22 protein-coding genes and 1 pseudogene are annotated in these 21724 nt (G+C 75.4%); 16 read left to right on the forward strand and 7 right to left on the reverse strand.

What is annotated here, in order from left to right; all coding sequences use genetic code 11:
* From KIK08_RS26360 to KIK08_RS26370, 3 genes and pseudogenes are all read left to right on the forward strand, one after another.
* Positions 1–1156, forward strand: a pseudogene (locus KIK08_RS26360) (sacsin N-terminal ATP-binding-like domain-containing protein); the annotation flags it as partial.
* A gap of 28 nt (positions 1157–1184) precedes the next feature.
* Positions 1185–2486, forward strand: coding sequence for a D-inositol-3-phosphate glycosyltransferase (mshA, locus tag KIK08_RS26365; RefSeq protein WP_308257904.1), 1302 nt, complete (start codon positions 1185–1187; stop codon positions 2484–2486).
* Positions 2483–2983 carry a type III secretion system chaperone family protein gene (locus tag KIK08_RS26370; protein WP_308257905.1) on the forward strand — a complete coding sequence of 167 codons (501 nt, stop codon included), beginning with the start codon at positions 2483–2485 and terminating at the stop codon, positions 2981–2983. The genes mshA and KIK08_RS26370 overlap by 4 nt, the downstream gene beginning before the upstream one ends.
* Here KIK08_RS26370 and KIK08_RS26375 read toward each other — a convergent pair.
* Complete coding sequence (locus KIK08_RS26375; protein ID WP_214405951.1) at positions 2976–4016, reverse strand: saccharopine dehydrogenase NADP-binding domain-containing protein; 1041 nt, start codon at positions 4014–4016, stop codon at positions 2976–2978. The two genes, KIK08_RS26370 and KIK08_RS26375, sit on opposite strands and share 8 nt — an antisense overlap.
* Complete coding sequence (locus tag KIK08_RS26380) at positions 4013–4762, reverse strand: class I SAM-dependent methyltransferase (RefSeq protein WP_308257906.1); 750 nt, start codon at positions 4760–4762, stop codon at positions 4013–4015. Before KIK08_RS26380 ends, KIK08_RS26375 begins: the two co-directional genes overlap by 4 nt.
* Positions 4763–4832: 70 nt before the next feature.
* On the opposite strand from KIK08_RS26380, the gene KIK08_RS26385 reads away from it, so the two are divergent.
* From KIK08_RS26385 to KIK08_RS26395, 3 genes are all read left to right on the forward strand, one after another.
* A complete protein-coding gene (locus KIK08_RS26385; protein WP_214405953.1) occupies positions 4833–5846 on the forward strand; it encodes a LysR family transcriptional regulator in 1014 nt (337 codons plus the stop codon).
* Between the two features lie 183 nt (positions 5847–6029).
* Complete coding sequence (locus KIK08_RS26390; protein WP_214405954.1) at positions 6030–7031, forward strand: DUF4349 domain-containing protein; 1002 nt, start codon at positions 6030–6032, stop codon at positions 7029–7031.
* Positions 7032–7461: 430 nt separating this feature from the next.
* Entirely contained in the window at positions 7462–9036 is a 1575-nt protein-coding gene (locus KIK08_RS26395; protein ID WP_214405955.1) for an AMP-binding protein, read from the forward strand.
* An 85-nt stretch (positions 9037–9121) separates the two neighbouring features.
* Here the strand turns inward: KIK08_RS26395 and KIK08_RS26400 are convergent, their stop codons facing one another.
* On the reverse strand, positions 9122–9811 hold the full coding sequence (locus tag KIK08_RS26400) for an alpha/beta fold hydrolase (RefSeq protein ID WP_214405956.1): 690 nt from the start codon (positions 9809–9811) through the stop codon (positions 9122–9124).
* A 198-nt stretch (positions 9812–10009) separates the two neighbouring features.
* Between KIK08_RS26400 and KIK08_RS26405 the strand changes: the two genes are divergently transcribed.
* Positions 10010–10240, forward strand: coding sequence for a VOC family protein (locus KIK08_RS26405; protein WP_214405957.1), 231 nt, complete (start codon positions 10010–10012; stop codon positions 10238–10240).
* A gap of 4 nt (positions 10241–10244) precedes the next feature.
* Here KIK08_RS26405 and KIK08_RS26410 read toward each other — a convergent pair whose 3' ends face one another.
* Positions 10245–11378, reverse strand: a complete 1134-nt coding sequence (locus KIK08_RS26410; RefSeq protein ID WP_308257907.1) for an MFS transporter — start codon at positions 11376–11378, stop codon at positions 10245–10247.
* A gap of 84 nt (positions 11379–11462) precedes the next feature.
* Here KIK08_RS26410 and KIK08_RS26415 point away from each other — a divergent pair, with 84 nt between their 5' ends.
* The 3 genes from KIK08_RS26415 to KIK08_RS26425 all read left to right on the forward strand — a co-directional run bounded on the left by KIK08_RS26415 (position 11463) and on the right by KIK08_RS26425 (position 14798).
* Positions 11463–12434, forward strand: a complete 972-nt coding sequence (locus tag KIK08_RS26415) for an ArsR/SmtB family transcription factor (RefSeq protein ID WP_250557855.1) — start codon at positions 11463–11465, stop codon at positions 12432–12434.
* Between the two features lie 83 nt (positions 12435–12517).
* Complete coding sequence (locus KIK08_RS26420) at positions 12518–13372, forward strand: ArsR/SmtB family transcription factor (RefSeq protein ID WP_214405959.1); 855 nt, start codon at positions 12518–12520, stop codon at positions 13370–13372.
* A gap of 607 nt (positions 13373–13979) precedes the next feature.
* Positions 13980–14798, forward strand: a complete 819-nt coding sequence (locus tag KIK08_RS26425) for a GntR family transcriptional regulator (RefSeq protein ID WP_308257908.1) — start codon at positions 13980–13982, stop codon at positions 14796–14798.
* A gap of 21 nt (positions 14799–14819) precedes the next feature.
* Here KIK08_RS26425 and KIK08_RS26430 read toward each other — a convergent pair whose 3' ends face one another.
* Together KIK08_RS26430 and KIK08_RS26435 are read right to left on the reverse strand one after the other, a co-directional pair.
* On the reverse strand, positions 14820–15797 hold the full coding sequence (locus tag KIK08_RS26430; protein WP_214405960.1) for a sensor histidine kinase: 978 nt from the start codon (positions 15795–15797) through the stop codon (positions 14820–14822).
* 142 nt (positions 15798–15939) lie between these two features.
* Positions 15940–16446: a VOC family protein gene (locus KIK08_RS26435; protein WP_214405961.1), complete on the reverse strand. Its 507-nt coding sequence runs from the start codon at positions 16444–16446 to the stop codon at positions 15940–15942.
* A gap of 141 nt (positions 16447–16587) precedes the next feature.
* Here KIK08_RS26435 and KIK08_RS26440 point away from each other — a divergent pair, with 141 nt between their 5' ends.
* The 6 genes from KIK08_RS26440 (at position 16588) to KIK08_RS26465 (ending at position 21435) form a co-directional block, all read left to right on the forward strand.
* Positions 16588–17100, forward strand: a complete 513-nt coding sequence (locus tag KIK08_RS26440) for a MarR family winged helix-turn-helix transcriptional regulator (protein WP_308257909.1) — start codon at positions 16588–16590, stop codon at positions 17098–17100.
* Positions 17101–17232: 132 nt separating this feature from the next.
* Positions 17233–17910: a PsbP-related protein gene (locus tag KIK08_RS26445; RefSeq protein WP_214405962.1), complete on the forward strand. Its 678-nt coding sequence runs from the start codon at positions 17233–17235 to the stop codon at positions 17908–17910.
* 100 nt (positions 17911–18010) lie between these two features.
* Positions 18011–18589 carry a hypothetical protein gene (locus KIK08_RS26450; protein ID WP_214405963.1) on the forward strand — a complete coding sequence of 193 codons (579 nt, stop codon included), beginning with the start codon at positions 18011–18013 and terminating at the stop codon, positions 18587–18589.
* A gap of 19 nt (positions 18590–18608) precedes the next feature.
* Positions 18609–19352, forward strand: a complete 744-nt coding sequence (locus KIK08_RS26455) for a phosphoglyceromutase (protein WP_214405964.1) — start codon at positions 18609–18611, stop codon at positions 19350–19352.
* A 126-nt stretch (positions 19353–19478) separates the two neighbouring features.
* Positions 19479–20732 carry a sensor histidine kinase gene (locus KIK08_RS26460; RefSeq protein WP_308257910.1) on the forward strand — a complete coding sequence of 418 codons (1254 nt, stop codon included), beginning with the start codon at positions 19479–19481 and terminating at the stop codon, positions 20730–20732.
* A gap of 13 nt (positions 20733–20745) precedes the next feature.
* On the forward strand, positions 20746–21435 hold the full coding sequence (locus KIK08_RS26465) for a response regulator transcription factor (RefSeq protein WP_214405965.1): 690 nt from the start codon (positions 20746–20748) through the stop codon (positions 21433–21435).
* Here KIK08_RS26465 and KIK08_RS26470 read toward each other — a convergent pair.
* Positions 21417–21724: hypothetical protein (locus KIK08_RS26470; RefSeq protein WP_434056940.1), on the reverse strand; the 308-nt coding region annotated here is incomplete at its 5' end. The genes KIK08_RS26465 and KIK08_RS26470 overlap by 19 nt on opposite strands.

The following is a 21724-nucleotide window of genomic DNA, read 5'->3' on the forward strand; positions in this document are numbered from 1 at the left end:
CGGGCTGGTCGCCGCCACCGGTGCCCGCCCCGGCCTCGCCGCGCTCGCGCTGCCCGACGAGCACGGCCGCCCGGCCCGCGCCGACGAGCTGATGCTCCCGGACGCGGCGCTGCGCCCGCTGCTGGCCCCCGACGCCGGGCTGGACGTCCTCGACCCGGCGTGGGCCGCCCGCTTCGACCGCGCCGTGCTGACCGCCGCCGGCGTCGTCGACGGGTTCGTCGTGCTGGTCGACGAGGAGCCGTTCGGCCCCGACCACGACCTCGACGACGAGGAGGACTGGTGGGACGGGCTCGCCGCCCCGCCGGCCCGGTTCGTCGCCGTGCGCGACCTCGACCTCGTCGACGACGACGCCTGGCCGGCCGCGCTGGCCCTGCTGGCCGGGGCGCGGGAGACCCGCGAAGCCCTGCTCGCCCCCGGCTCCTACACGCCGTGGTGGCTGGCCCGCCACGCCCGCCTCGACGGCCACCGCCCCGCCCACTGGCGGCTGCCCTCCGCCACCGACCTCGCCGCCCTCTACGACCCGGTCGACCCGATCGTGGACGAGCAGGTGCTGGCGGCCATCGGCGTGCGCGCCGACCTGCGCATCCGCGACACGGCCGCGGCCGACGACCTGCTGCTGCGGCTCACCGACCCCGACCGCCACCCCGACGTGGCGCTGGTGGCCAGGGCCCACGCGGCGCTGTCGGAGTCGGTCGCCCGCGGGGACGTCCGCGCCGACGACCTCGCGCTGCCCGAGCGGGTGCGGGCCACCGACGGCACCGTCGTCGACGTCGACCTCGCCGTCGTGCTCGACGACGTGTGGCTGGGCGCCGTGCTGCCCGCCGGCGAGGTGGTCGTCGGCGGCGACCCGGCGGCCCTGGCCGAGTTGCTCGACCTCCCGCTGGCCTCCGAGGTCGTGGCGGGCGTCGTGGAGGGCGCGGGCGAGCCCGTGCGCTGGTCGGCCATCGGCGAGATCGTGCTCACCTGTGACGTTCTCGGCGTCGCGGTGCCGGTCGGCGAGCTGCGCCGCCACGACGAGCTGACCGTCGCCGTCACCCGGCCCTCGACCGGCCGGTTCAGCGTGCCGGCCTGGCGCGATGCCACCGGGACGTGGCATGCGGCCGACCCGGTGCGCGCCCTCCTGGGCCTGCTGGGCGGCGGAACGGACCAGGAGTGAGCCACCTTCCCGCGTGCTACACAGAGTCGTGTCCCATGTCAGCGATTGGCGGCGACCGACGAGGGTCTGCCTGCTGTCCGTGCACACCTCGCCCCTGGAGCAGCCGGGAACCGGTGACGCGGGCGGAATGAACGTCTACGTCGTGCAGACCGCCACCCGGATGGCGCAGCGCGGCGTCGACGTCGAGATCTTCACCAGAGCCACGTCCTCCGAGCACCCGCCGGTCGCGGAGCTGGCCCCCGGCGTGCTCGTGCGGCACGTCGAGGCCGGCCCCTACGAGGGCCTGGGCAAGCACGACCTGCCCGGCCAGCTCTGCGCGTTCACCGCGGGGGTGCTGCGCACCGAGGCCCGCCACGAGCCCGGCTACTACGACGTCGTGCACTCGCACTACTGGCTGTCCGGGCAGGTCGGCTGGCTCGCCCGCGACCGCTGGGGCGTGCCGCTCGTGCACAGCGCCCACACCCTGGCCCGGGTGAAGAACGCCGCGCTCGCCGCCGGCGACCCGCCGGAGCCGATGGTCCGCGTCATCGGGGAGGACCAGGTCGTCGCCGAGGCCGATCGGCTCATCGGCAACACCGACGCCGAGGTCCGCGAGCTCGTCGACCTCTACGGCGCCGACCCGGCCCGCGTCGTCACCATCCCGCCGGGCGTCGACCTGGCCCGCTTCGCCCCGGGCTCCCGGCTGGAGTCGCGCCGCGCCCTGGGCATCGCCCCGGACGCGGTGGTGCTCGCCTTCGCCGGGCGCATCCAGCCGCTCAAGGCCCCCGACGTGCTGCTGCGTGCCGCAGCCGAGCTGCTGCGCCGCGACCCCGCGCTGCGCTCGCGGCTGGTCGTGCTGGTCGCCGGCGGGCCGTCGGGCAGCGGCCTGGCCGAGCCCACCGCGCTGCAGCAGCTGGGCGCCTCGCTGGGCATCTCCGACGTGCTGCGCTTCCTGCCCCCGCAGGCCGCCGACGGCCTCGTGCACGTCTACCGGGCCGCCGACGCCGTCGCCGTGCCCAGCCACAACGAGTCGTTCGGGCTGGTCGCCCTCGAAGCGCAGGCGTGCGGCACGCCGGTCGTCGCGGCCGCCGTCGGCGGGCTGCCCGTCGCGGTGGCCGACGGGCGCTCCGGGCTGCTGGTCGCCGGGCACGGCGCGTCCCAGTGGGCCGACGCGCTCGCCGCCGTCGCCCTCGTCCCCGCCCGGCGCGACGAGCTGGGCCGCGCCGCGGTGGGGCACGCCCGCGGCTTCTCCTGGGACCGCACCACCGACGCCCTGCTCGACACCTACACCGACGCGGCGACCGAGTACGCCGCGCGCCAGCGCCGGATCCTGGAGAGGATGACCGGGTGAGCGCCGCGAGGATCGACGAAGAGCGGGTCGACGCCGTCATCGCGGCCGCGCTGGCCGAGATGGAGGTCGACCACCACCGCCGCCGGCTCGGCGAGTACATGGTGACGCTGCCCGGCACCAACCGGCTGCAGACCCACTGCTGGCTCGTCGTGCGCGACCACGCCCTGTTCGTGCAGGCGTTCGTGTGCCGCAAGCCCGACGAGGCCCACGAGGACGTCTACCGGTTCCTGCTGCAGCGCAACGCCCGTCTCTACGGCGTGCACTACACGCTCGACCGCATCGGCGACATCCACCTGATCGGCCGGATCAGCCTGCGCGCCGTCGACGCCGACGAGCTCGACCGGGTGCTCGGGCAGGTGCTCGACGCCGCCGACAACGACTTCAACACGCTGCTGGAGATCGGCTTCGCCTCCTCGATCCGGCGGGAGCACGCCTGGCGCCGGGAGCGCGGGGAGTCCACGGCCAACCTGCGCGCGTTCGAGCACCTCTTCACCTGACGCCCGCGCCCACCGCGCCGTGCAGCACGACGCAGTCGCCGTGCAGCCGGTCCAGGAACGCGTCCGGGTCGACGAGCCGGTCGAGGTGGTGCACGCCGGCCGGCGCGGTGCCGGAGTCGAGGAGAGCGGCGACGCGCGCGGCCACCCGCGCGGTCGCGGCGCTCTCGCCGCGCCCGGAGGCGGCCGCCCACCGCTGCTCGCCGGAGGCGGCCGTCGCGACCGCCTGCACGACCCAGCGGTCCGAGCCGCCGCCGGTCCGCGCCATCGCACGGGCGATCGGACCGCCCGCGGACAGCCGCCGGAGCAGGCGGGCGGTGCCCGTCGCGCGCATGGCGAACAGCGCCCCGGTCACCGCGGCGGAGTCGAGGCAGAGCCGGGTCGTGACCGGGACGCCCAGCGCCGCGGTGAGCGCGTCCTGGTCGGAGAACGGGAACGGGTGGGCGGTGCGGGTGCCGTGCCCGGGCAGTGCGACCCGTTGCCGCCGGGCGCGTGGACGCGGGGCGGCGAGGTGCTCGACGATCCAGCGGAACGCGTCCGGGCCGTGGTCGCCCGCCGTGCCGAGCAGGACGGTGATGTCGACGCCCGTCGCGTCGGGCAGCCGCTGGGCGCACGCCCTGGCCAGCACGTTCGTCAGCCCCGGCGCCAGCCCGACGCTGAGCGCCACCGTCGTGCCCCGGGCGACGGCCGCCCCGTCGAGGCCCTCGATCTCGGCCAGCACCGAGCTGGTGGCGCAGATGTCCACGTAGTGCGCGCCCCGCTCGACGCAGGCGCGGGCCACGTCGGCGTTGTTCCGCTCGACGCACATGACCACGACGGCCGCCCCGTCGACGGCCGCGGCGACCTCGGCCGGCCACGCGACGTCCACGCGCAGGGCGCGCACCGCGCCCGGCAGCGCGTCGGCCAGCGCGCGGGCCCGGTCGAGGTCGCGTCCGGCGACGACCACCCGGCCGGGGAACCAGCCGGCCAGCACCCGGGCCAGGACCCGGCCGGTGGCGCCGTACCCGCCGAGGACCACGATGTCGCCCGTGCTCATGCCGCGTCCCCGCGGTGGGTGGCGACGACCCGCAGCCCGACGGGGCGGAGCTCGCCCTGGTCGACCCGCATCGCCTCGATCGCACGCAGCGCCGCGAAGGCCTCCGCCGCGCCGGGGCGGGCACCCAGCCAACCGCCGAGGTAGCGGTGCAGGTAGGGCACGCGGGCTTCGGCGACGACGCGGAACGGCCCGGCGATCGCCCGCAGCATGTCCGCCGCGGAGTGCATGGGGTCGTCGTCGCGGTGGTGGTGGCGCCAGCGCTCCAGCGCGTCGGGAGCGGGTTCCCGGCCGGCACCGGGGCTCAGCACCCCCGCGGCGTCCAGGAGCGTGCGGACGTCGGAGAACCAGGTGGCGGTGGCCCGGTCGGCGGCGTCCCACCCGAACTCGTCGAGGACGAGCACGCCGCCGGGGGCGAGCAGCCCCGCGGCCCTGGCGACGGTCTCGTCCAGGCGCCCGACGTGGTGCAGCGACAGCGAGAACACGACGACGTCGAACGGGCCGCCGGCGAAGTCGGCGATGTCGGCCAGCACGGCGGGCACCCCGGCGCCGCGGGCGGCGGCGACCGCGTCCGGGTCGGCGTCGACGGCGGTGACCGCGTGGCCCCGCTCGGCCAGCGCCGCCGCCAGCTCGCCGCGCCCGCAGCCCGCGTCGAGCACCCGGGCCGGCGGATCGGGCAGCCACGCGTCCAGGAACTCGAGCTGGTCGGTCAGCACCTGCGTCGGGACGTCCGTGAGTGTCGTTCGCACGTTCCGAGCGTCGGCCGCCGTTGCCATGCGTGCCACTGCCGATCCGGCATCGTTGCCATAACCTGGTTGCATGCTCGACGCCTGGAGCCTGCGCGTGCTGGTCGAAGTGGCCGACCGGGGCTCGTTCTCGGCTGCCGCAGAGGCGCTGTCGATGACCCAGCCCGCGGTGTCGCGGCAGGTCGCCGGCCTGGAGCGGCGGCTGGGTGTGCCGCTGTTCCGCAGGGTGCACCGCGGCACCCGCCCCACCGGCCCCGGTGAGGCCGCCGTCGAACTGGCCCGCGACGTGCTGACCCGGATGGCGACCCTGGAGGCCCGGATGGGCGCGTTCGGCGAGCTCACCACCGGCGAGCTGCGCCTCTCGGCCTTCCCCAGCGCCAACGCGGCGCTGGTGCCCGCGGCGATCCGCCGGTTCGGCCGCGCCCACCCCGGCATCGCCCTGAGCCTGGTGCGCTCCGAGCCCGCCGGACCGCTGCCGGCGGTCCGCGGCGGGCGCGTGGACCTCGCGCTGCTGACGTCCTGGGAGCTCTACCCCGATCCCGCCGCCGCCCGCACCGATCCGGGTGCCACCCCCCTGACCGACCGTGACCTCGCCGGCCTCGACCTCGTGCCGCTGCTGGACGAGCAGCTCAGCGTGGCCCTCCCGGCCGCGCACCCGCTGGCCGCCGTCGACCCGGTCCCGCTCGCGGCGCTCCGCGACGAGGTGTGGATCGAGGGCGGCCACCCGGACTGCCTCGGCCCGATCCCGCAGCTCGCCGCCGCGCTGGGCGGACCACCGCGGATCGGCCTGTTCTGCGAGGACTGGAACGGCAAGCAGGCGCTGGTCGCCGCGGGCGCGGGCGTCACGCTGGTGCCCACCCTGGCCCGCGCCGCCGTCCGCGAGGGCGTGGTCCTGCGGCCCACCGCCCCCGCCCTGCCCACCCGCCGCCTCTTCGCACTGTCCGCGGCGCCGCCGCAGCGCCTGCCGCCGGCGACCGCGATGCTCGGCCTGCTCCGCGAGCTGGCCGCCCGCGTCGCCGCTCCCGCCCCGCTCCGCGCGGACGTCGTCGGCGGCCGGGCCATGTACGACGTCGAGACCGGATCGTGATCCGGGCCACCCAACCGTCGGTGCCGACGGCACCGTCCTCTGCCCGACAACCCCGGAGGGGCCGGGGTCGGCGGAGGGGTGATGGCGATGGCTCGGTGGGCGGGATGGCGGTCCGGGAAGCGGCCGGCGGGCGGGACCGGTGGGACCGGCGGGTGGCGGTCGCGGTTGCCGAGCCGGCGGGCCGTGGTCGTGACGGCGGTCGTGGTGGGTGCCGTGGTGGCCGGGGGGTCCGCCGCGGTGCTCGCCGGGCAGTCGCGCGGCTCGGGCGGCGGGGTGTGGGGCGGCGAGGGGCTGTCGTCGTCCGTGGCGGTGCCGGCGTCGCCCGACTACGACTACGAGTCGGGGACGGCGAGCGACTCCGGATCCGGGTCCGCGGCGAGCGAGGAGTACGCCCCCGCGCCGTCGGTGGCGCCGTCCGGCGGTGACGCGGCGGGCTCCGCGGCCGACCGGAGCGCGCCGGTCGAGAGCCTCCCGCCGGGCGCGGTGGGCCGCGACCTGATCCGCAGCGCCCAGCTCAGCATCGAGGTCGACGACGCAGGCGCCCGCACCCGGCAGGTGCGCACGGCGGCGGCCGCGGTCGGCGGGATCGTCGTGGAGGAGCAGTCCGGCGACACCGGCGGCTGGCTGACGCTACGGGTGCCGGCCGACTCGCTCGACCGGCTCGTCGACGACATCGCCGGCCTGGGCAAGGTCGTGCAGCGCTCGTCGCAGGTGTCCGACGCCACCGAGCAGGTCACCGACCTCGACGCCCGCGTCGCGAGCCAGCGGGCCAGCGTCGACCGGGTGCGGACGCTGCTCGCGCAGGCGCAGTCGATCGGTGACATCGTGGCCATCGAGTCGGAGCTGGCCGACCGGGAGGCCGAGCTGGACTCGCTCGTCTCGCGGCTGGCCGGGCTGCGCGACCAGGTGGCGCTGTCCACGCTGACCGTCGACCTGCGCGGTCCGGGGGCGCCGGTGCCGCCGGTCGAGCCCGATGGCCCCGCCGGTTTCACCGACGGGCTCGCCGCCGGCTGGGAGGGCCTGCTCGCGGTCGGCACGGCCGCGGCGGCGGTGATCGGGTTCGTGCTGCCGCTGCTGCCGCTCGTGGTGATCGGCTTCGTGCTGGTGCTGCTCGGGCGCCGGCTGGTCCGCGGGCGGCGCGCCCCGGCCCCGGCCCCGGCGCCGACTCCCGGCGCGACCCCCTGACCGTCCGGACGGGCGGGCCACATCCCGTCGAGAACGAAGTTGTCGTGATCGAACCGCCCTGTTGATCACGACAACGTCGTTCTCGACGGGGGGCGGGTGGGCGGAGCGACCCGGGAACTGAGGGGGAGTCATGGACTCGGGCCGCTCCACCATCCGACCGGTCGCCGGGACCGCGCAATCGGGGGCGTCACGCGGTCGTCGGCGACCGTCCCGGGGCGGCGAGGGGGGTGCCGTTCCCGGGTCCGGACGACGGGAGGGGGTTCCGCCGATCCGGCGTTCACACCATGACACTCCGTGACAGGTTGAACAAGCCCGGACGGCTGGGCCTTTCGAGTGTTTTGATCTTATGTCACGCGTGCCCCGCTGGGCCTAGGCTGAGTCCGTTCCGGACCCCGGTGTCCGGTCCCGTCTTTCGCAGAGGAGCGCGCGCATGGTTGTCCGCAGCCCGTACCCGGACGTCGAGATCCCCGAGGTGTCCCTGTACGACTTCCTGTTCTCCGGCTTCGGGGACCGGGGCGGGGCCACCGCGTTCGTCGACGGGGTCAGCGGAGCGTCGCTGACGTTCGACCAGCTCAAGGGCATGGTCGACAAGATCGCCGCGGCGCTGGCCGAGCGCGGCGTCGGCGCCGGTGACGTCGTCGGGCTGTTCGCCCCGAACACGCCGTACTACGCCGCGGTCTTCCACGGTGTGTTGCGCGCCAACGCGATCGTGACCAGCGCGAACTCGCTCTACACCCCCGGCGAGCTGGCCCACCAGCTGGCCGACTCCGGCGCCAAGCTCCTGGTCACGGTCTCGGCGTTCCTCGACCGGGCCACCGCAGCGGCCGCGGAGGCCGGGCTGCCCCCGGAGTCGGTCATCACCCTGGACCCGGTCGAGGGCTTCACCTCTTTGGTCGACCTCGTCACCACGTCGGCCGAACCGCCCGCGCAGACGGTGGGCCCCACCGACGTCGCCGTGCTGCCGTACTCGTCGGGTACGACGGGCCGGGCCAAGGGCGTGATCCTGACCCACCGCAACCTGGTGGCGAACCTCGTGCAGTTCGGCGAGCTGACCCACGTCACCAGCGACTCGAAGATCCTGGCCGTGCTGCCGTTCTTCCACATCTACGGGATGACCGTGATGATGAACAACGGCCTCAGCAAGCGGGCCACGGTCGTCACGCTACCGCGCTTCGACCTCACCGACTTCCTGCGGGTGATCGCCGAGCAGAAGGTCAGCTACGTCTACATCGCCCCGCCGATCGCGGTCGCGCTGGCCAAGCACCCCGCCGTCGACCAGTACGACCTGTCCAGCATCGAGATCATCTTCTCCGGGGCCGCCCCGCTGGACGCCGAGCTGGGCCACGCCGTGGCCAAGCGACTGGGCACCCGCGTCCGGCAGGGCTACGGCATGACCGAGCTCAGCCCGGTCAGCCACTCGATGCGCGAGGAGGACGACGACGCCGACCTCAACAGCGTCGGCGTCGCCCTGCCCAACATCGAGTGCAAGCTCGTCGACCCGGAGACCGGCGAGGAGGTCGGCCCCGACGGGCGCGGCGAGCTGTGGGTCAAGGGCCCGAACGTGATGTCGGGCTACCTGAACAACCCCGAGGCCACCGCGATCACCCTCGACGCCGACGGCTACCTGCACACCGGCGACGTCGCCACCGTCACCGCGGACGGCGTGTTCACCATCGTCGACCGGGTCAAGGAGCTGATCAAGTACAAGGGCTACCAGGTGCCGCCGGCCGAGCTGGAGGCGCTGCTGCTAACCAGCGACCGGATCGCCGACGCCGCGGTGATCGGGGTGCGTGACGCCGACGGCGAGGAGATCCCCAAGGCGTTCATCGTCCGCCAGCAGGGCGCCGACGACCTCACCGCCGAGGAGGTCATGGCGTTCGTCGCCGAGCGGATCGCCCCGCACAAGAAGGTGCGGGCGGTCGAGTTCGTCGCCGAGATCCCGAAGTCGTCGTCGGGGAAGATCCTGCGCAAGGACCTGCGGGCCCGGGAGGCGGGGACGAGCTGAACCGTCGGGCGGGGGCGGCGTCGGGAGGTGTGGCGCCGTCCCCGCTCGGCCCGCGCGTGCCGGCGCGGGGCCGCCTGCGGTGCGATCAGATGCGGTCGAGGGCCTGGGCCAGCTCGTCGGGCCGGGACAGCTGCACCATGTGCGCAGCCGGTAGCCGGACCACCTGATCGGCGTTCGCCGCCATCGCTTCCTGCGCCGCCACCGGGATGCAGTTGTCCGACTCCCTCTCGGTGATCATGTACGTGGTCGGGTGCCCGCGGTCGGGCGCGGTGCTCGGGACGACGAAGGCGGAGCCCGACTGCAGCACGGCCTTCGAGAGCATCTCCCGGGTGCGGTCCCGATCCAGGTCCGCGCAGAGCGTGTCGCGGGCGAGCTCGAGGTCGTCGGTGATCTCCAGCGCACCGTCGTCGCGCGGGACGATCCAGTTCGGCATCGCCCCTCCGCCGAGCATGTCCAGCAGGGACTGCCCCCGCTGCGGCCAGAAGGCCGCCAGGTAGACGGTGTGGCGGACCTTCGGATGGTCGGCCAGCTCGGTGATGACCATCCCGCCGTAGGAGTGGCCGACGAGGACGACCGGCTCGTCGAGGGTGTCCAGCACGCGCCGGACGTGGTCGGCGTCGGCGGTCAGGTCGCCCAGCGATGCCGGATCGGTGCCGGCGCTGGGGAGCCGGTCCACCGCGGTGACCCGGTGGCCGGCCTTCTCCAGCCGCTGCGCCAGGTCGTCCCACACCCAACCGCCGCACCACGCTCCATGGACGAGTAGATAGCTGCTCATGCGGCGAAACTGTGTTCTTGGTCACTTCCAACGACAAGGGTGTCAGCGATCGATGACCTGCTTGGCCTAGTAGCGTCAACCGAACAGTCCTGTTCATCGACAAGGTCGTGGCTGTATCGGTCGTCCGCAGAGGAGTGCCCGGAGAGGGCGCGGACCACGACGGACTCCGCTGTCAGGGCCATCGCCCAGCGTCCGGGCATGGCCGTCGACCTCTTCGCCGGTATCTACGTCAGCGACCACGCAGCCGCGCTGGCCTGGTACGCCCGGCTGCACACCGTCTTCGTCGACGACTTCGACGCCCGGGTCGCCGCCATCGCCGAGCGCGGGATCGAGCCGGTGGAGCGCGAGGCCTACCCGAACGGCGCCCGCAAGGCGCTGTTCCGCGACCCGGACGGCAACGAGATCGGGTTCGGCGGCGGGCCCGCCTGAGCGGTTACGCCGCAGGCCGCAGGTGGCGCGCCAGCGCCGCGGTGACGGCGAGGGAGGCGGCCGCGGCCGCCACGATCCCGGTGGCGGGCGTCGTCGCCTCCGCGACGCTGCCGGCGACGACCGCGCCGAGACCCTGCCCGGTGAGCATGCCGGCGCTCTGCAGGCCGAGGGCGTGGCCGCTCGACCCGGGCGGCGTCAGGTGCAGCAGCCGCTCCTGGAGCAGGAGCCCGGAGCCGTAGCCGACGGTCGCGACCAGCACCGCCGCGACCGCCACGGGCAGCGGCGGTCGCGCCCAGAGGAGCAGGTGGGGCGCGGCGAGCAGCGCGCAGAGCGGGACGACGAGCCGCGCCCGCCGGTGCGGTGGCACGAACCGGCCCACGACCGTGTCGCCGACCAGCATGCCGAGCGCGGCCGCGGCGAACAGGGCGCCGGCGTGCCCGGGGTCGTAGGCGACGTAGAGCGACTCGCAGCCCACGACGAGCCCGTTCGGCACCCACGACGCGAGGAGAACGGCGCGGCGGCGCCGGTCCGCCCAGAGCTCGCCGTTGGCGCGCCAGGTCCCGGCCACCGACGCCCGCTCGACCCCGCGCGGCACGCGCCGCGACAGGACCACCCGTGTGACGCCCGCGGACAGCAGGTGCAGCACCGCCCCCACGCCCAGCGCGCCGTGCGGGGTCAGGGCGCCGACCAGCGCGCCGCCGAGCGCGAACCCGACGACCTGGGTCACGCCGGCCGCGACGGCCAGCGCCGAGCGGGCCAGCAGGTAGCCGTCCCGGTCGACGATCTCCCGCAGCAGGCCGTAGCGCACCCCGCCGCCGACGGACCCGGCGAGCCCGAGCACCAGCAGGACGCCCAGCACCGCCCACACCGGCGTGCCGGGCGCGGCCTGCACGGCGGTCCCGGCCGCGCACAGCAGGGCGAGGCCGGTCAGCGCGGCCCGCGGCGGGAGCCGGTCGGCGGCCGACATCAGCGTGGCCGCGCCGAGCACCTGGGCCAGCGCCGGTCCGGACAGCGCCACGGCCGAGAGCAGCGGCGAGCCCGTCGCCGCGTAGGTCGCCGTGCCCAGGGCCAGCCCGCTCACCGCCTGCGCGACCGAGTGGCCGCTGAACGCCAGGAAGAACGGGACGTACTCCGGCACCCGGAGAAGATCGCGGTACGCGCGCACCGGACGAAGATCGCTGCGGGCCGCCCGGGCGACTACTGTTTCGCGGAGGCGCGAAACGTGAGTTGGTGGCAGGTCAGCGCGGATGTGCTGGCGAGCGGTCGGTTCGTGGTGTCGCCGCTGACCGAGGCGGTGGCCGCGCTCAAGACGCTGCACGCCGGCACGTCCGGCAACCCCGCGGACCGGGCCTGGCTGGACGTCCACCTGGCCGCGTACCGCGAGCGGCTGGCCGACGACCCGGTGACCGCGCTGGTCGTGCGGGCCGCCTTCGCGCCCACCTGGACCGCCGACTTCCTCACCCCGCCGCCGCCCGGCGGGGCCGGGTTCGCCGAGGAGCTCGACCGGATCCGCCGGGTGGCCCCGGAGGCCGCGCGCGCCGACCTCGCGGTGTCGCTGGGCCGCCGCCTGCCCGCCGACCTGGAGCGCGCCGACGTCGCCGTCCGTGCTGCGGAGCTGCTGGAGTGGGTGTGGACGGCGACGGTCGCCCCGGACTGGCCGCGCCGCCGCAGCATCCTCGAGACCGACGTCGTCGCCCGGACCGGACGGCTGGGCCGGGGAGGGTGGTCCGCTGCCCTGGCCGGGCTGCGCCCCGGGATGCGCTGGCTCGGCGACGGCCGCCTGCTGCTGCACACCCGCCGCTACCCGCCGCTGGACCTGCACGGCGTCGAGCTGCTGCTGGTGCCGGTGACGCCGGCGCGCAGCTGGCTGTCCTGGGACGCCGGGCGCCGCTACGCGGTGGTGTACCCGTGCGCGGGCACCCTCGCGGCCGGTGGGCCGGCGACGTCTCCCGCTCTGGACCGGCTGCTCGGCGCGGGCCGGGCGAGGGTGCTGACCCTGTTGGACACCCCGATGAGCACCACCCACCTGGTCGCGCTGACCGGGCAGGGGCTCGGCTCCGTCGGCCGGCACCTGGCGGTCCTGCGGGAGGCGGGGCTGGTCGGGCGGGCCAGGGCCGGGCGGTCGGTGCTGTACCACCGCACCGACGTCGGCGACGCGCTGGTGACCGGCAGCACCGGCGACGACCTCGGATGAACGCCAGCCGGTGCCCGGCTTGACATGCAGCCGCACGGCTGCCTATCTTTCATGCAGCCAGTTGGCTGCATGACGGAGGTGTGATGGACGGGGTGTTCCGGGCGCTCGCCGACCCGAGCCGGCGCCGGCTGCTCGACGACCTCAACGCGCGCAACGGGCAGACCCTGCGCGAGCTCTGCGCCGGGCTCGACATCGCCCGGCAATCGGTCAGCAAGCACCTCGCCGTCCTCGAAGCGGCCGACCTGGTGACCACGGCGTGGCGCGGGCGGGAGAAGCTGCACTTCCTGAACGCGGCGCCGATCAACGCGATCGCCGAGCGCTGGATCGACCGCTACGACCGCGGTCGCGCCCGCGCGCTCGACGACCTGACCCGAGCCCTGGAGGGCACCGTGACCAGCACCGAGACCGGCACCGAGAAGACCGGCACCGAGAGCCCCTCGTTCGTCTACGCGACCTACATCGCCACGACCCCGGAGCGCCTGTGGGCGGCGCTGACCGACCCGGCGTTCACCCGCCGGTACTGGGGCGGCACCGAACTGCACTCCGACTGGGCGGTCGGCTCGCCGGTGCTCTGGCAGGACCCGGGTGGGGAGCCGCGCGACCTCGGCCAGGTCGTGCTGGAGGCCGACCCGCCGCGGCGGCTCTCCTACAGCTGGCACGGCTTCCAGCCCCAGCACGCCGAGTTCTTCGGCTGGTCGGAGGAGGAGTTCGCCGAGCGCCGCGCGGAGCGCCGGTCGAAGGTCACCTTCGACATCGAGCCGCACGGCGAGTCCGTCCGGCTCACCGTCACCCACGACGACTTCGACGCGGGCAGCGTGATGCACCGGGCGATCAGCGGTCAGCTGCCGCCCAGCGGCGGCTGGCCCGAGCTGCTCGCCAACGTGAAGACCCTCCTGGAGACCGGCGACCTGATGTCCGACCTCACCCCCCGCACCTGATCCCCGCCTCCGACGTTCTGGGGGCCTCCAGCGTTTGGGGGCCTCCGGCGGCGCCTACGCGTCGGGCGACCGATTGATCAAGTGATCCGGGGTCCTCGCAGACCCAGCGCTGTGCTCGCAGCCCGCCGGCGCGCTGCGGGCTCCCGGTCAGCGCTGCGGCACACACCGGGCGCTGCGAGGACGCCCACCCCGCGCTGCGAGGACGCTCCCGCCCGGGGTCGGGGGTCTTCGCAGGGGCGGTGCGGTCTTCGCAGGTGCCGTAGACCCTGCGAAGACCATGGGGACTCTGCGAAGTCGGTCGGGCGGGCGCCCGGCGGCAGGCGTGATCACCGGTGTGCCGCTGGGCGTCCGACGTGAGATCTGGGCCGTCTCGCAGGCCCGGTGGTGCGCTCGCAGCCCGCCGGCGGGCTGCGACGACCCATCCGCCGCTGCGACACCCACCGGGCGCTGCGAGGACGCCCTCGCCCGGCCGCGCGCCGGCCGCGGAGCGGCCGGTTCACCCGCGAAGGCCCTGCCTCAGGACACCTGGCGCGTCCTGATGGTGGCTTTGCCGACACGGGATGCGGTTGCCCGGGCGCCCACCGGCCGATCACACTGGGTGGATGCGGTGCGCGACGGCTGGTCGACGGCCGGTGCGCCGCCCCGCGCCCGGTCCGGTGGGGCGCTGATGGCGGCCCGGACGCTGAGCCGGGTGGCCGGCACACCGCTGTGGTCGCAACTTCTGGCCGACCTGCGCCGCCGCCTCGACCAGGACGAGTTCGGCGCGGCCTTCCCCGGCGAGCTGGCGCTGGTCGCCGAGTACGGCGTCAGCCGGCACACCGTGCGCGAGGCCGTGCGACGGCTGCGCGACGAGGGCGTGGTGGTGGCGGGGCGGGGCAGGTCGCCGCGGCGGGCCGAGCCGGCCGAGATCGAGCAGCCGCTGGGGGAGATCTACAGCCTGTTCAGCGCGGTGGAGGCGACCGGGAGGGTGCAGCGCAGTGTGGTCCGCACGCTCGACGTGCGCGCCGACGGGGTGGTCGCGGCCCGGCTGGGGCTGGAGGAGTCGACCCCGCTGGTGCACCTGGAGCGGCTGCGACTGGCCGACGCCGAGCCGCTGGCCGTCGACCGGGTCTGGCTGCCGGAGCGGCTCGCCGCGCCCCTGCTGGAGGTCGACTTCGCCCGCACCGGCCTGTACGCCGAGTACGCCACGCGGTGCGGGGTCCGGGTGACCGGCGGCAGCGAGCGCATCCGGGCGGTGGTGCCGGGGGTGGCCGAGAGCGTGCTGCTGGGCACCCCGCCGGACGTCGCGGCGTTCGCGATCGACCGGATCGGCCTGGCGGGCGGGGTGGCGGTGGAGTGGCGGCAGACGCTCGTGCGGGCCGACCGGTTCAGCGTGACGGCGCGATTCTCCGCCCGCGACGGCTACCGCATGGGGGGCGCGAGCTGAGCCACTCGTACCCAGCGAGTCTCAACGCATATCGAGGTGGATCCGCACCGTCGTGCCGCTGGAGCGGCGGTGGATGCGGACCAGGTCGCAGACCTGGTGCACGATGTAGAGCCCGTGGCCGATCTCCGGCGGCGCCGGCGGGCGGCGCCCGACCAGCGGGTCGGTGATGTGCCCGCCGTCCTGGACCTGGCAGACGACCTGGCCGCCGGCCACCCAGATGCTGAGCAGGCCCTGCCCGCCGCTGTGCACGAGGGTGTTGATGACCAGCTCCTGCGTGGCGAGGCGCAGGTCGCCGAGGCGGTGCGGGGACATCCCGACGGCCGTGCCGAAGTCGTGCACGAAGCGGCGGGCCGTGCGGGTGCCGGTGCTGTTGCTGACGACCATGACGTCGGCGTCGGGCGGGGCGAGCGGGAGCGGCGAGTCGAACAGCATCGCCACGGCGGCCGGGTCGGCGTAGCCGGGGCTGGTCCAGCGGTCGTCGTCGGAGGCCATGATGGGGTGCGTCCGGGTGGCGTCGACCAGGACCGACTTCTCCAGCTTCGTGACGTCGTACGGGCAGCGGATGAAGGCGGGCGACCCGCCGAGCGCCACGTTGATCAGCGCCTCGTGCTCGGCGCAGGCCGGGTACTCGTCGGCGTTGCGGCCGGCCCAGATGGGCTCGCCGATGATCCGGACGCGGGTGCCGGGGTGCTCGGCGACGAACGCGGTGAGCACCGAGCCGATGATCCGGCCGGGGTTGCGGCCGGCGACGGACATGTCGGCCGTGCGCACGCGCTCCAGCTCGGCGTCGTCGAGGGCGGCGCGCAGCAGCGCGAGGCCGGGCTGGGGGACGGCGACGAGCACCGGCTCGTCGCGGTCGAGGCCCTCACGGATGAACGAGAGCAGCCCGGCACGGTAGGTGGACGCGTCCGAGTAGAGGAACGCGTCGTGCTCCAGGGTGCCCAGCCCGCCGGCGGGTGGGGCCCCGTCGGCACGATCGACACCTTCGCCGACGATCATCGGCCTCCTCAGTCACCGGTCGGTCGCCGCTCACTGTGGTGAGTCGACCACGCAGGGCAACCCAGAGTACCCGTCCCCGACTCCGCTGCGAAGGGGTGGGCGACGTGGCGGGAGGGACGCGGGAGCGGTGGATCGCCGCCCGTCAGCGCGCCGCGACGGACACGCCGATGCCTCCCGGCGTGTCGGCGCCGTAGCGGGCGATCTCGGCGTCCAGGTCGAGCGCGGCGGTGCGCATGCCGGTGCCTTCGCCGAGCAGGTCGGCGGGCACGAGCCAGCTGACCTCGAACTCGATGCCGTCGGGGTCGCGGGCGTAGAGGGCCTTGGTGGAGCCGTGGTCGGAGGCGCCGACCAGCGCCCCGCGCTCGACCAGCGCCTCGCGGATGCGCCGCAGCTCGGCGAGGGTGTCGACCTCCCAGGCCAGGTGGTAGAGTCCGACGGTGCCGCGCCCGGCCGGGGAGTCGCCGGCCTCGGCCCCGACCTCGAACAGCCCGAGGTCGTGGTCGTTGGTCGAACCGGCCGCCTGCAGGAACGCGGCCTTCCCGCCCATCCGGGCGACGACCCGGAACTCCAGGGCACCGGTGTAGAAGTCGACGCTGCGTGCGACGTCGCGGACGTAGAGCACGGCGTGGTTGAGGCGCTGGACGGGCATCGGTCCTCCAATAGTTGAACGTTCAAGCTCCACCGTAGGCGCCGCACCCGCGGACTTCAACCGGTTCGCGCGTGCGCGGTGTCACCGCCCGCACACCCCGCACGGCAGGGCCGGGGGCGTACCGCCCGGTAGCCTGTGCCGGTGGACGAGGGGTCGACGCGCTGGCTCGAACCGGAGGAGATGCACGCCTGGCTCTCCTTCATCGCCGGGTCCGCGCTGCTGGAGTCGGCGCTCGACCGGCAGCTCCAGCGCGAGTCGGGCATGCCGCACGCCTACTACCAGATCCTGGCGATGCTCTCCGACGCGCCGCGGCGCACGCTGCGGATGAGCGATCTGGCCGCGGCCACGCAGAGCTCGCAGAGCCGGCTCTCGCACGCGGTCAGCAAGCTGGAGGGCTACGGCTGGGTGCACCGCTCGCAGTGCCCGGACGACCGCCGGGGCACGCTGGCCACGCTCACCGAGCAGGGCATGGCGGTGCTGCGCGAGGCCGCGCCCGGGCACGTCCGCGCCGTCCGCGAGCACCTGTTCGACCTGCTCACCCGCGAACAGGTCGCCCAGCTCACCGACATCTGGCAGACCGTGCTCGCCGGCATGCGCGACCGCGACGGCGTCGTCGCGACCACGCGTACGGTGCTGGGCGAGGCCGCCGGCTGACCGCACCGTCGTGCACGGTGTGGGGGTCGTCCGGTCCGGGCACCCGCTGCATGATCGCCGTAGTGCCGGACGACGCGGCGCGACGTCCCGGTGACGCGGGCGGTCGTCGGCAACGCTTTCGGGGAGGACTCGATGTCACGTTCCGTTCCGGTCTCCGCGCGGGGGACCGCGGCCGTGCTGCTGGCCGCCGCGCTGGCCCTCGCCGGCTGCTCCAGCCAGGTCGCCGGGTCCCCGGCGCCCGCGGCCGGTGGGGGAGCGGGCGCCCCGGCGGCCGGTCCGGAGCCGAGCGGGCCGGCGCAGCCCACCCCGGCCGCGCCGGCGCCCGGCGGCCCGGGGCAGGCGGAGCAGGGAGACGCCTTCGACGACGCGGAGGGCCGGTTCGACCTGCTGCCCCCCGAGGGCTGGGAGGTCGACACCAGCGGCCAGCAGGGCACCGCGGCCGTCTTCCTCGACCCGCAGCCGGTGAGCACCTCGGCCGGCCAGTTCCGGGTGAACGTCAACGTCATCGTCGGGGCCTTCGACGGCGACCTCGACGACCTGCTGGCCGAGACCCGCTCCCAGCTCCCGACGTTCACCGCCTACGCCTCCACCGCGGACGAGGAGGTGCAGCTCGTCGACGGCACGAAGGCGCACCTGCTCGGCGGCACCTTCACCGACGACGCCTCCGGCTTCGACCTGCAGAACCTGCAGCTGTTCACGGTGCACGAGGGCAACGTCTACGCGGTCACCGGCACCGCCCCCACCGAGGTGTGGGCCGACTACGAGCAGGAGCTGGAGAGCACGCTGCGCTCGCTGACCCTCACGGTCTGAGCCGACGGGTTTCCCCGTTCGGGCCCGCCGGCCGTCCCCGCCCTGCCACACTCCGCGGCGACCACCCGCGCACGGCGGGGCGATCACCCGGGGGGCGAGGATGACCGGTCCGGTCCGGCCGCGCGCGGCGCGCGCCCTGGTCACGGCCCTGTTGGCGCTGCTCGCACTCGCGGGCTGCGCGACGGCGGTGGCCGGTGAACCGGCGCCCGCCGGCCCGTCCGACGCGACCTACACCGACCCGCGGGGCCGCTTCGCGCTCGCGCTCCCGCCCGGCTGGCGGCCCGACCCGGGCCACCCCGGCCCTGGCTCGGTGTTCCTCGACGGGCCCGCCGTCGCCGACCCGGTCGCCCGGCTCACCTCGCCCGCCATCGAGGTGCGCGTCCTCGACTGGCCCGGCGACCTGGGTCGCGCCGTCGACACGTTCCGCCCGACGACCGGCGCCCCCGGCCCGGCGGCCTTCGACGAGCCCGTCACGCTGCCCGACGGCACGCCCGCGCACCTGTTCGGCGACACCGTCCCCGACGGCCTCGGCCCGGGCTTCGACCGGCGCGAGCTGCAGGTGTACGCGGTCGCCGGGGGCCGTCTGGTCACCGTGACCGCGCGCGGGGAGACCGGGGAGTGGGACGGCTACGGCACCGCGGCGTTCGACGCGGCGCTGCGCAGCCTCACCCTCATCTGAACCGAGCCCACCTGGCAGAGTGGCGCCCATGGGAACACTGGTGCTGCTCCGGCACGGCCAGAGCGTGTGGAACGCGGAGAACCTGTTCACCGGCTGGGTGGACGTGCCGCTGTCCGAGACGGGTGAGCAGGAGGCCCGCCGCGGCGGGGAGCTCATCCGCGAGGCGGGCCTGCTGCCCGACGTCGTGCACACCTCGCTGCTGCGCCGGGCGATCTCCACCGCCAACCTGGCGCTGGACGCCGCCGACCGGCACTGGATCCCGGTCCGCCGCGACTGGCGGCTCAACGAGCGGCACTACGGCGCCCTGCAGGGCAAGGACAAGAAGCAGACCCTCGACGAGTTCGGCGAGGAGCAGTTCATGCGCTGGCGGCGCTCCTACGACGAGCCGCCGCCCGCGATCGAGCGCGGCTCGGAGTTCGACCAGTCCGGCGACCCGCGCTACGCCCCCGACGAGGTGCCGGCGACCGAGTGCCTCGCCGACGTCGTGGCGCGGTTCCTGCCGTACTGGGAGTCGGCGGTGGTGCCCGACCTGCGCGCCGGGAAGACGGTGCTGCTCGCCGCGCACGGCAACTCGCTGCGCGCGCTCGTCAAGCACCTCGACGGGATCTCCGACGCCGACATCGTCGGGCTGAACATCCCGACCGGCATCCCGCTGCGCTACGAGCTCGACGACGACCTGCGCCCGACGGTGCCCGGCGGCACCTACCTCGACCCGGAGGCCGCGAAGACCGCCGCGGCCGCCGTCGCCGCCCAGGGTCGCTGACCGCCGCCCGCGCGGGTGAACGCGGTGTGAACGGCGGCGGAAATGTCGTGCTGAGCGGCGTCGCCAGGGTCACGACCGGCCGTTCACGCTGGCCGCGGGGTGGGTCGGGCTGCCTATATTGCGGGCGTGACCGTGCTGGCGACCGTGCTGATCGCCGCCGTGGCGCTCGTCGTCGGAGTGGCGGTCGGGGTCGCGGTGGGGCGTCGGCGGGTGCCGCCGCCCGACGGCGGGGTGGTTGCGCCGCCCGCGCCGCCGCCGGTCGCCGACCTGCTGCAGCGGGCGTTCCGGGCGGCCGAGGTCGGCATGGCGGTGCTCGACCGCACCGGTGAGGTCGTGCTGCACAACGCGCAGGCCGCCGAGCTCGGGGTCGTCCGCGACGGGCAGGCCGATGCGCGGGCGGCCGCGGCTTTCCAGACGATGCTGCAGACCGGCGAGCTCGTCACCGTCGATCTCTCCCCGCTGCGCGGGCGGGCCCGCCCGCGCGCGGCCGTGCTGGCCAACGTCCGCCCGCTGGTCGACGGGTACGGGCTGGTGGAGGCCACCGACACGTCCGAGGCCGTGCGGCTGGAGGCCACCCGCCGCGACTTCGTGGCCAACGTCAGCCACGAGCTGAAGACGCCGGTCGGCGCGATGGGCGTGCTGGCCGAGGCGGTGCTGGACGCCGCGGACGACGCCGACGAGGTGCGCCGGTTCGGCACCAAGATCGTCAACGAGTCGCGGCGGCTGGGCAACCTGGTCACCGAGCTGATCGCGCTCTCCCGGCTGACCGGCGCCGAGCGGCTGCCGGAGATGTGCGCGGTGGGCCTCGACGACGTCGTGGACGCCGCGCTGGCCCGGTCCAAGGTGACCGCCGAGTCGGCCCGCATCGACATCGTGGTCGACCGCCCGCTGGGCATCGAGGTCGACGGCGACGAGACGCTGCTGGTCACCGCGCTGTCGAACCTGGTGGAGAACGCGATCGCCTACTCCCCGCCGGATGCGGTGGTGTCGGTGTCGCGGCGGCGCTCCGGGCACTGGGCGGAGATCTCGGTGACCGACCGCGGCATCGGGATCGCCCCCGAGCACCAGGTGCGGGTCTTCGAGCGGTTCTTCCGGGTCGACCCGGCGCGCTCCCGGGCCACCGGCGGCACCGGTCTCGGGCTGGCGATCGTCAAGCACGTGCTGGCCAACCACGGCGGCGAGGTGGGCCTGTGGAGCAGCCCGGGTACCGGGTCCACGTTCACCATGCGGCTGCCGGTCCGCGCGGCCGACCGCCGCCCGCTCCCCGTCCCGGAGGCCGCCGCCCCCGGCGAGTCACGCCCGGAGGCAGCGTCGCCACCGCCCCCCGACCCGACCGACGCGACCCGCCGGCCGGCCGACCTGCCCGACCGCGTCGGGTGAGCTGGAGGATCCGATGACCAGGGTGTTGATCGTCGAGGACGAGGAGTCCTTCGCCGACCCACTCGCCTTCCTGCTACGCAGGGAGGGGTTCACCACCGCGATCGCGGTCACCGGCCACGACGCGCTGGAGGAGTTCGACCGCAACGGCGCCGACATCGTGCTGCTCGACGTGATGCTGCCCGGGATGAGCGGCACCGACGTGTGCAAGGCGCTGCGCGCCCGCTCCGCCGTCCCGGTGATCATGGTGACCGCCCGGGACAGCGAGATCGACAAGGTGGTCGGCCTGGAGCTGGGCGCCGACGACTACGTCACCAAGCCGTACTCGGCCCGCGAGCTGATCGCCCGCGTCCGCGCGGTGCTGCGCCGCGGCGGCGACTCCGCCCCGGACGCCGACGCCCCGGCCGGGGTGCTGGAGGCGGGCCCGGTGCGGATGGACGTGGAGCGCCACGTGGTCTCGGTCAACGGGACGGCGGTCGCGCTGCCGCTCAAGGAGTTCGACCTGCTGGAGTACCTGCTGCGCAACGTCGGCCGGGTGCTGACCCGCGGCCAGCTGATCGACCGGGTGTGGGGCGCCGACTACGTCGGCGACACCAAGACCCTCGACGTGCACGTCAAGCGGCTGCGGGCCAAGGTCGAGTCCGACCCGGGGGCGCCCCGGCACCTGGTGACGGTGCGGGGGCTGGGCTACAAGTTCGAGTCCTGAGCCCCTCGCTCGCGGGGCAGCGCCCACCGGGCGAGCAGCGCCGCGGCCGCCCCGGCGGCGACCAGCAGGAGCAGCGCGCCGGACAGGCCGCCGGGCCCGGCCAGCGCGCCGACCAGCGGCGGGCCGGTGAACGAGCCGAGGTAGCCCACCGTGGTGACGGTCGCGATCGCGGTGGGCGCCGGCCCGTCGCACACCCGCGGTGCGGCGCCCAGGACCGCGGGCGCCAGCGGCGCCACGGCCAGCCCCACCAGCGCCCACCCGGCGAGCGCCGCGAACGGCCCCGGCGCCG

The sequence above is a fragment of the Pseudonocardia lacus genome, assembly GCF_018531445.1.
In the GTDB taxonomy this organism is placed as follows: domain Bacteria; phylum Actinomycetota; class Actinomycetes; order Mycobacteriales; family Pseudonocardiaceae; genus Pseudonocardia; species Pseudonocardia lacus.

Coding starts and splice junctions, on each gene's coding strand:
- KIK08_RS26375 (WP_214405951.1), bottom strand. CDS start 4,016: ATGAGCACGGGCGACATCGTGGTCCTCGGCGGGTACGGCGCCACCGGC.
- KIK08_RS26385 (WP_214405953.1), top strand. CDS start 4,833: ATGCTCGACGCCTGGAGCCTGCGCGTGCTGGTCGAAGTGGCCGACCGG.
- KIK08_RS26395 (WP_214405955.1), top strand. CDS start 7,462: ATGGTTGTCCGCAGCCCGTACCCGGACGTCGAGATCCCCGAGGTGTCC.
- KIK08_RS26400 (WP_214405956.1), bottom strand. CDS start 9,811: ATGAGCAGCTATCTACTCGTCCATGGAGCGTGGTGCGGCGGTTGGGTG.
- KIK08_RS26405 (WP_214405957.1), top strand. CDS start 10,010: ATGGCCGTCGACCTCTTCGCCGGTATCTACGTCAGCGACCACGCAGCC.
- KIK08_RS26420 (WP_214405959.1), top strand. CDS start 12,518: ATGGACGGGGTGTTCCGGGCGCTCGCCGACCCGAGCCGGCGCCGGCTG.
- KIK08_RS26430 (WP_214405960.1), bottom strand. CDS start 15,797: ATGATCGTCGGCGAAGGTGTCGATCGTGCCGACGGGGCCCCACCCGCC.
- KIK08_RS26435 (WP_214405961.1), bottom strand. CDS start 16,446: ATGCCCGTCCAGCGCCTCAACCACGCCGTGCTCTACGTCCGCGACGTC.
- KIK08_RS26445 (WP_214405962.1), top strand. CDS start 17,233: ATGTCACGTTCCGTTCCGGTCTCCGCGCGGGGGACCGCGGCCGTGCTG.
- KIK08_RS26450 (WP_214405963.1), top strand. CDS start 18,011: ATGACCGGTCCGGTCCGGCCGCGCGCGGCGCGCGCCCTGGTCACGGCC.
- KIK08_RS26465 (WP_214405965.1), top strand. CDS start 20,746: ATGACCAGGGTGTTGATCGTCGAGGACGAGGAGTCCTTCGCCGACCCA.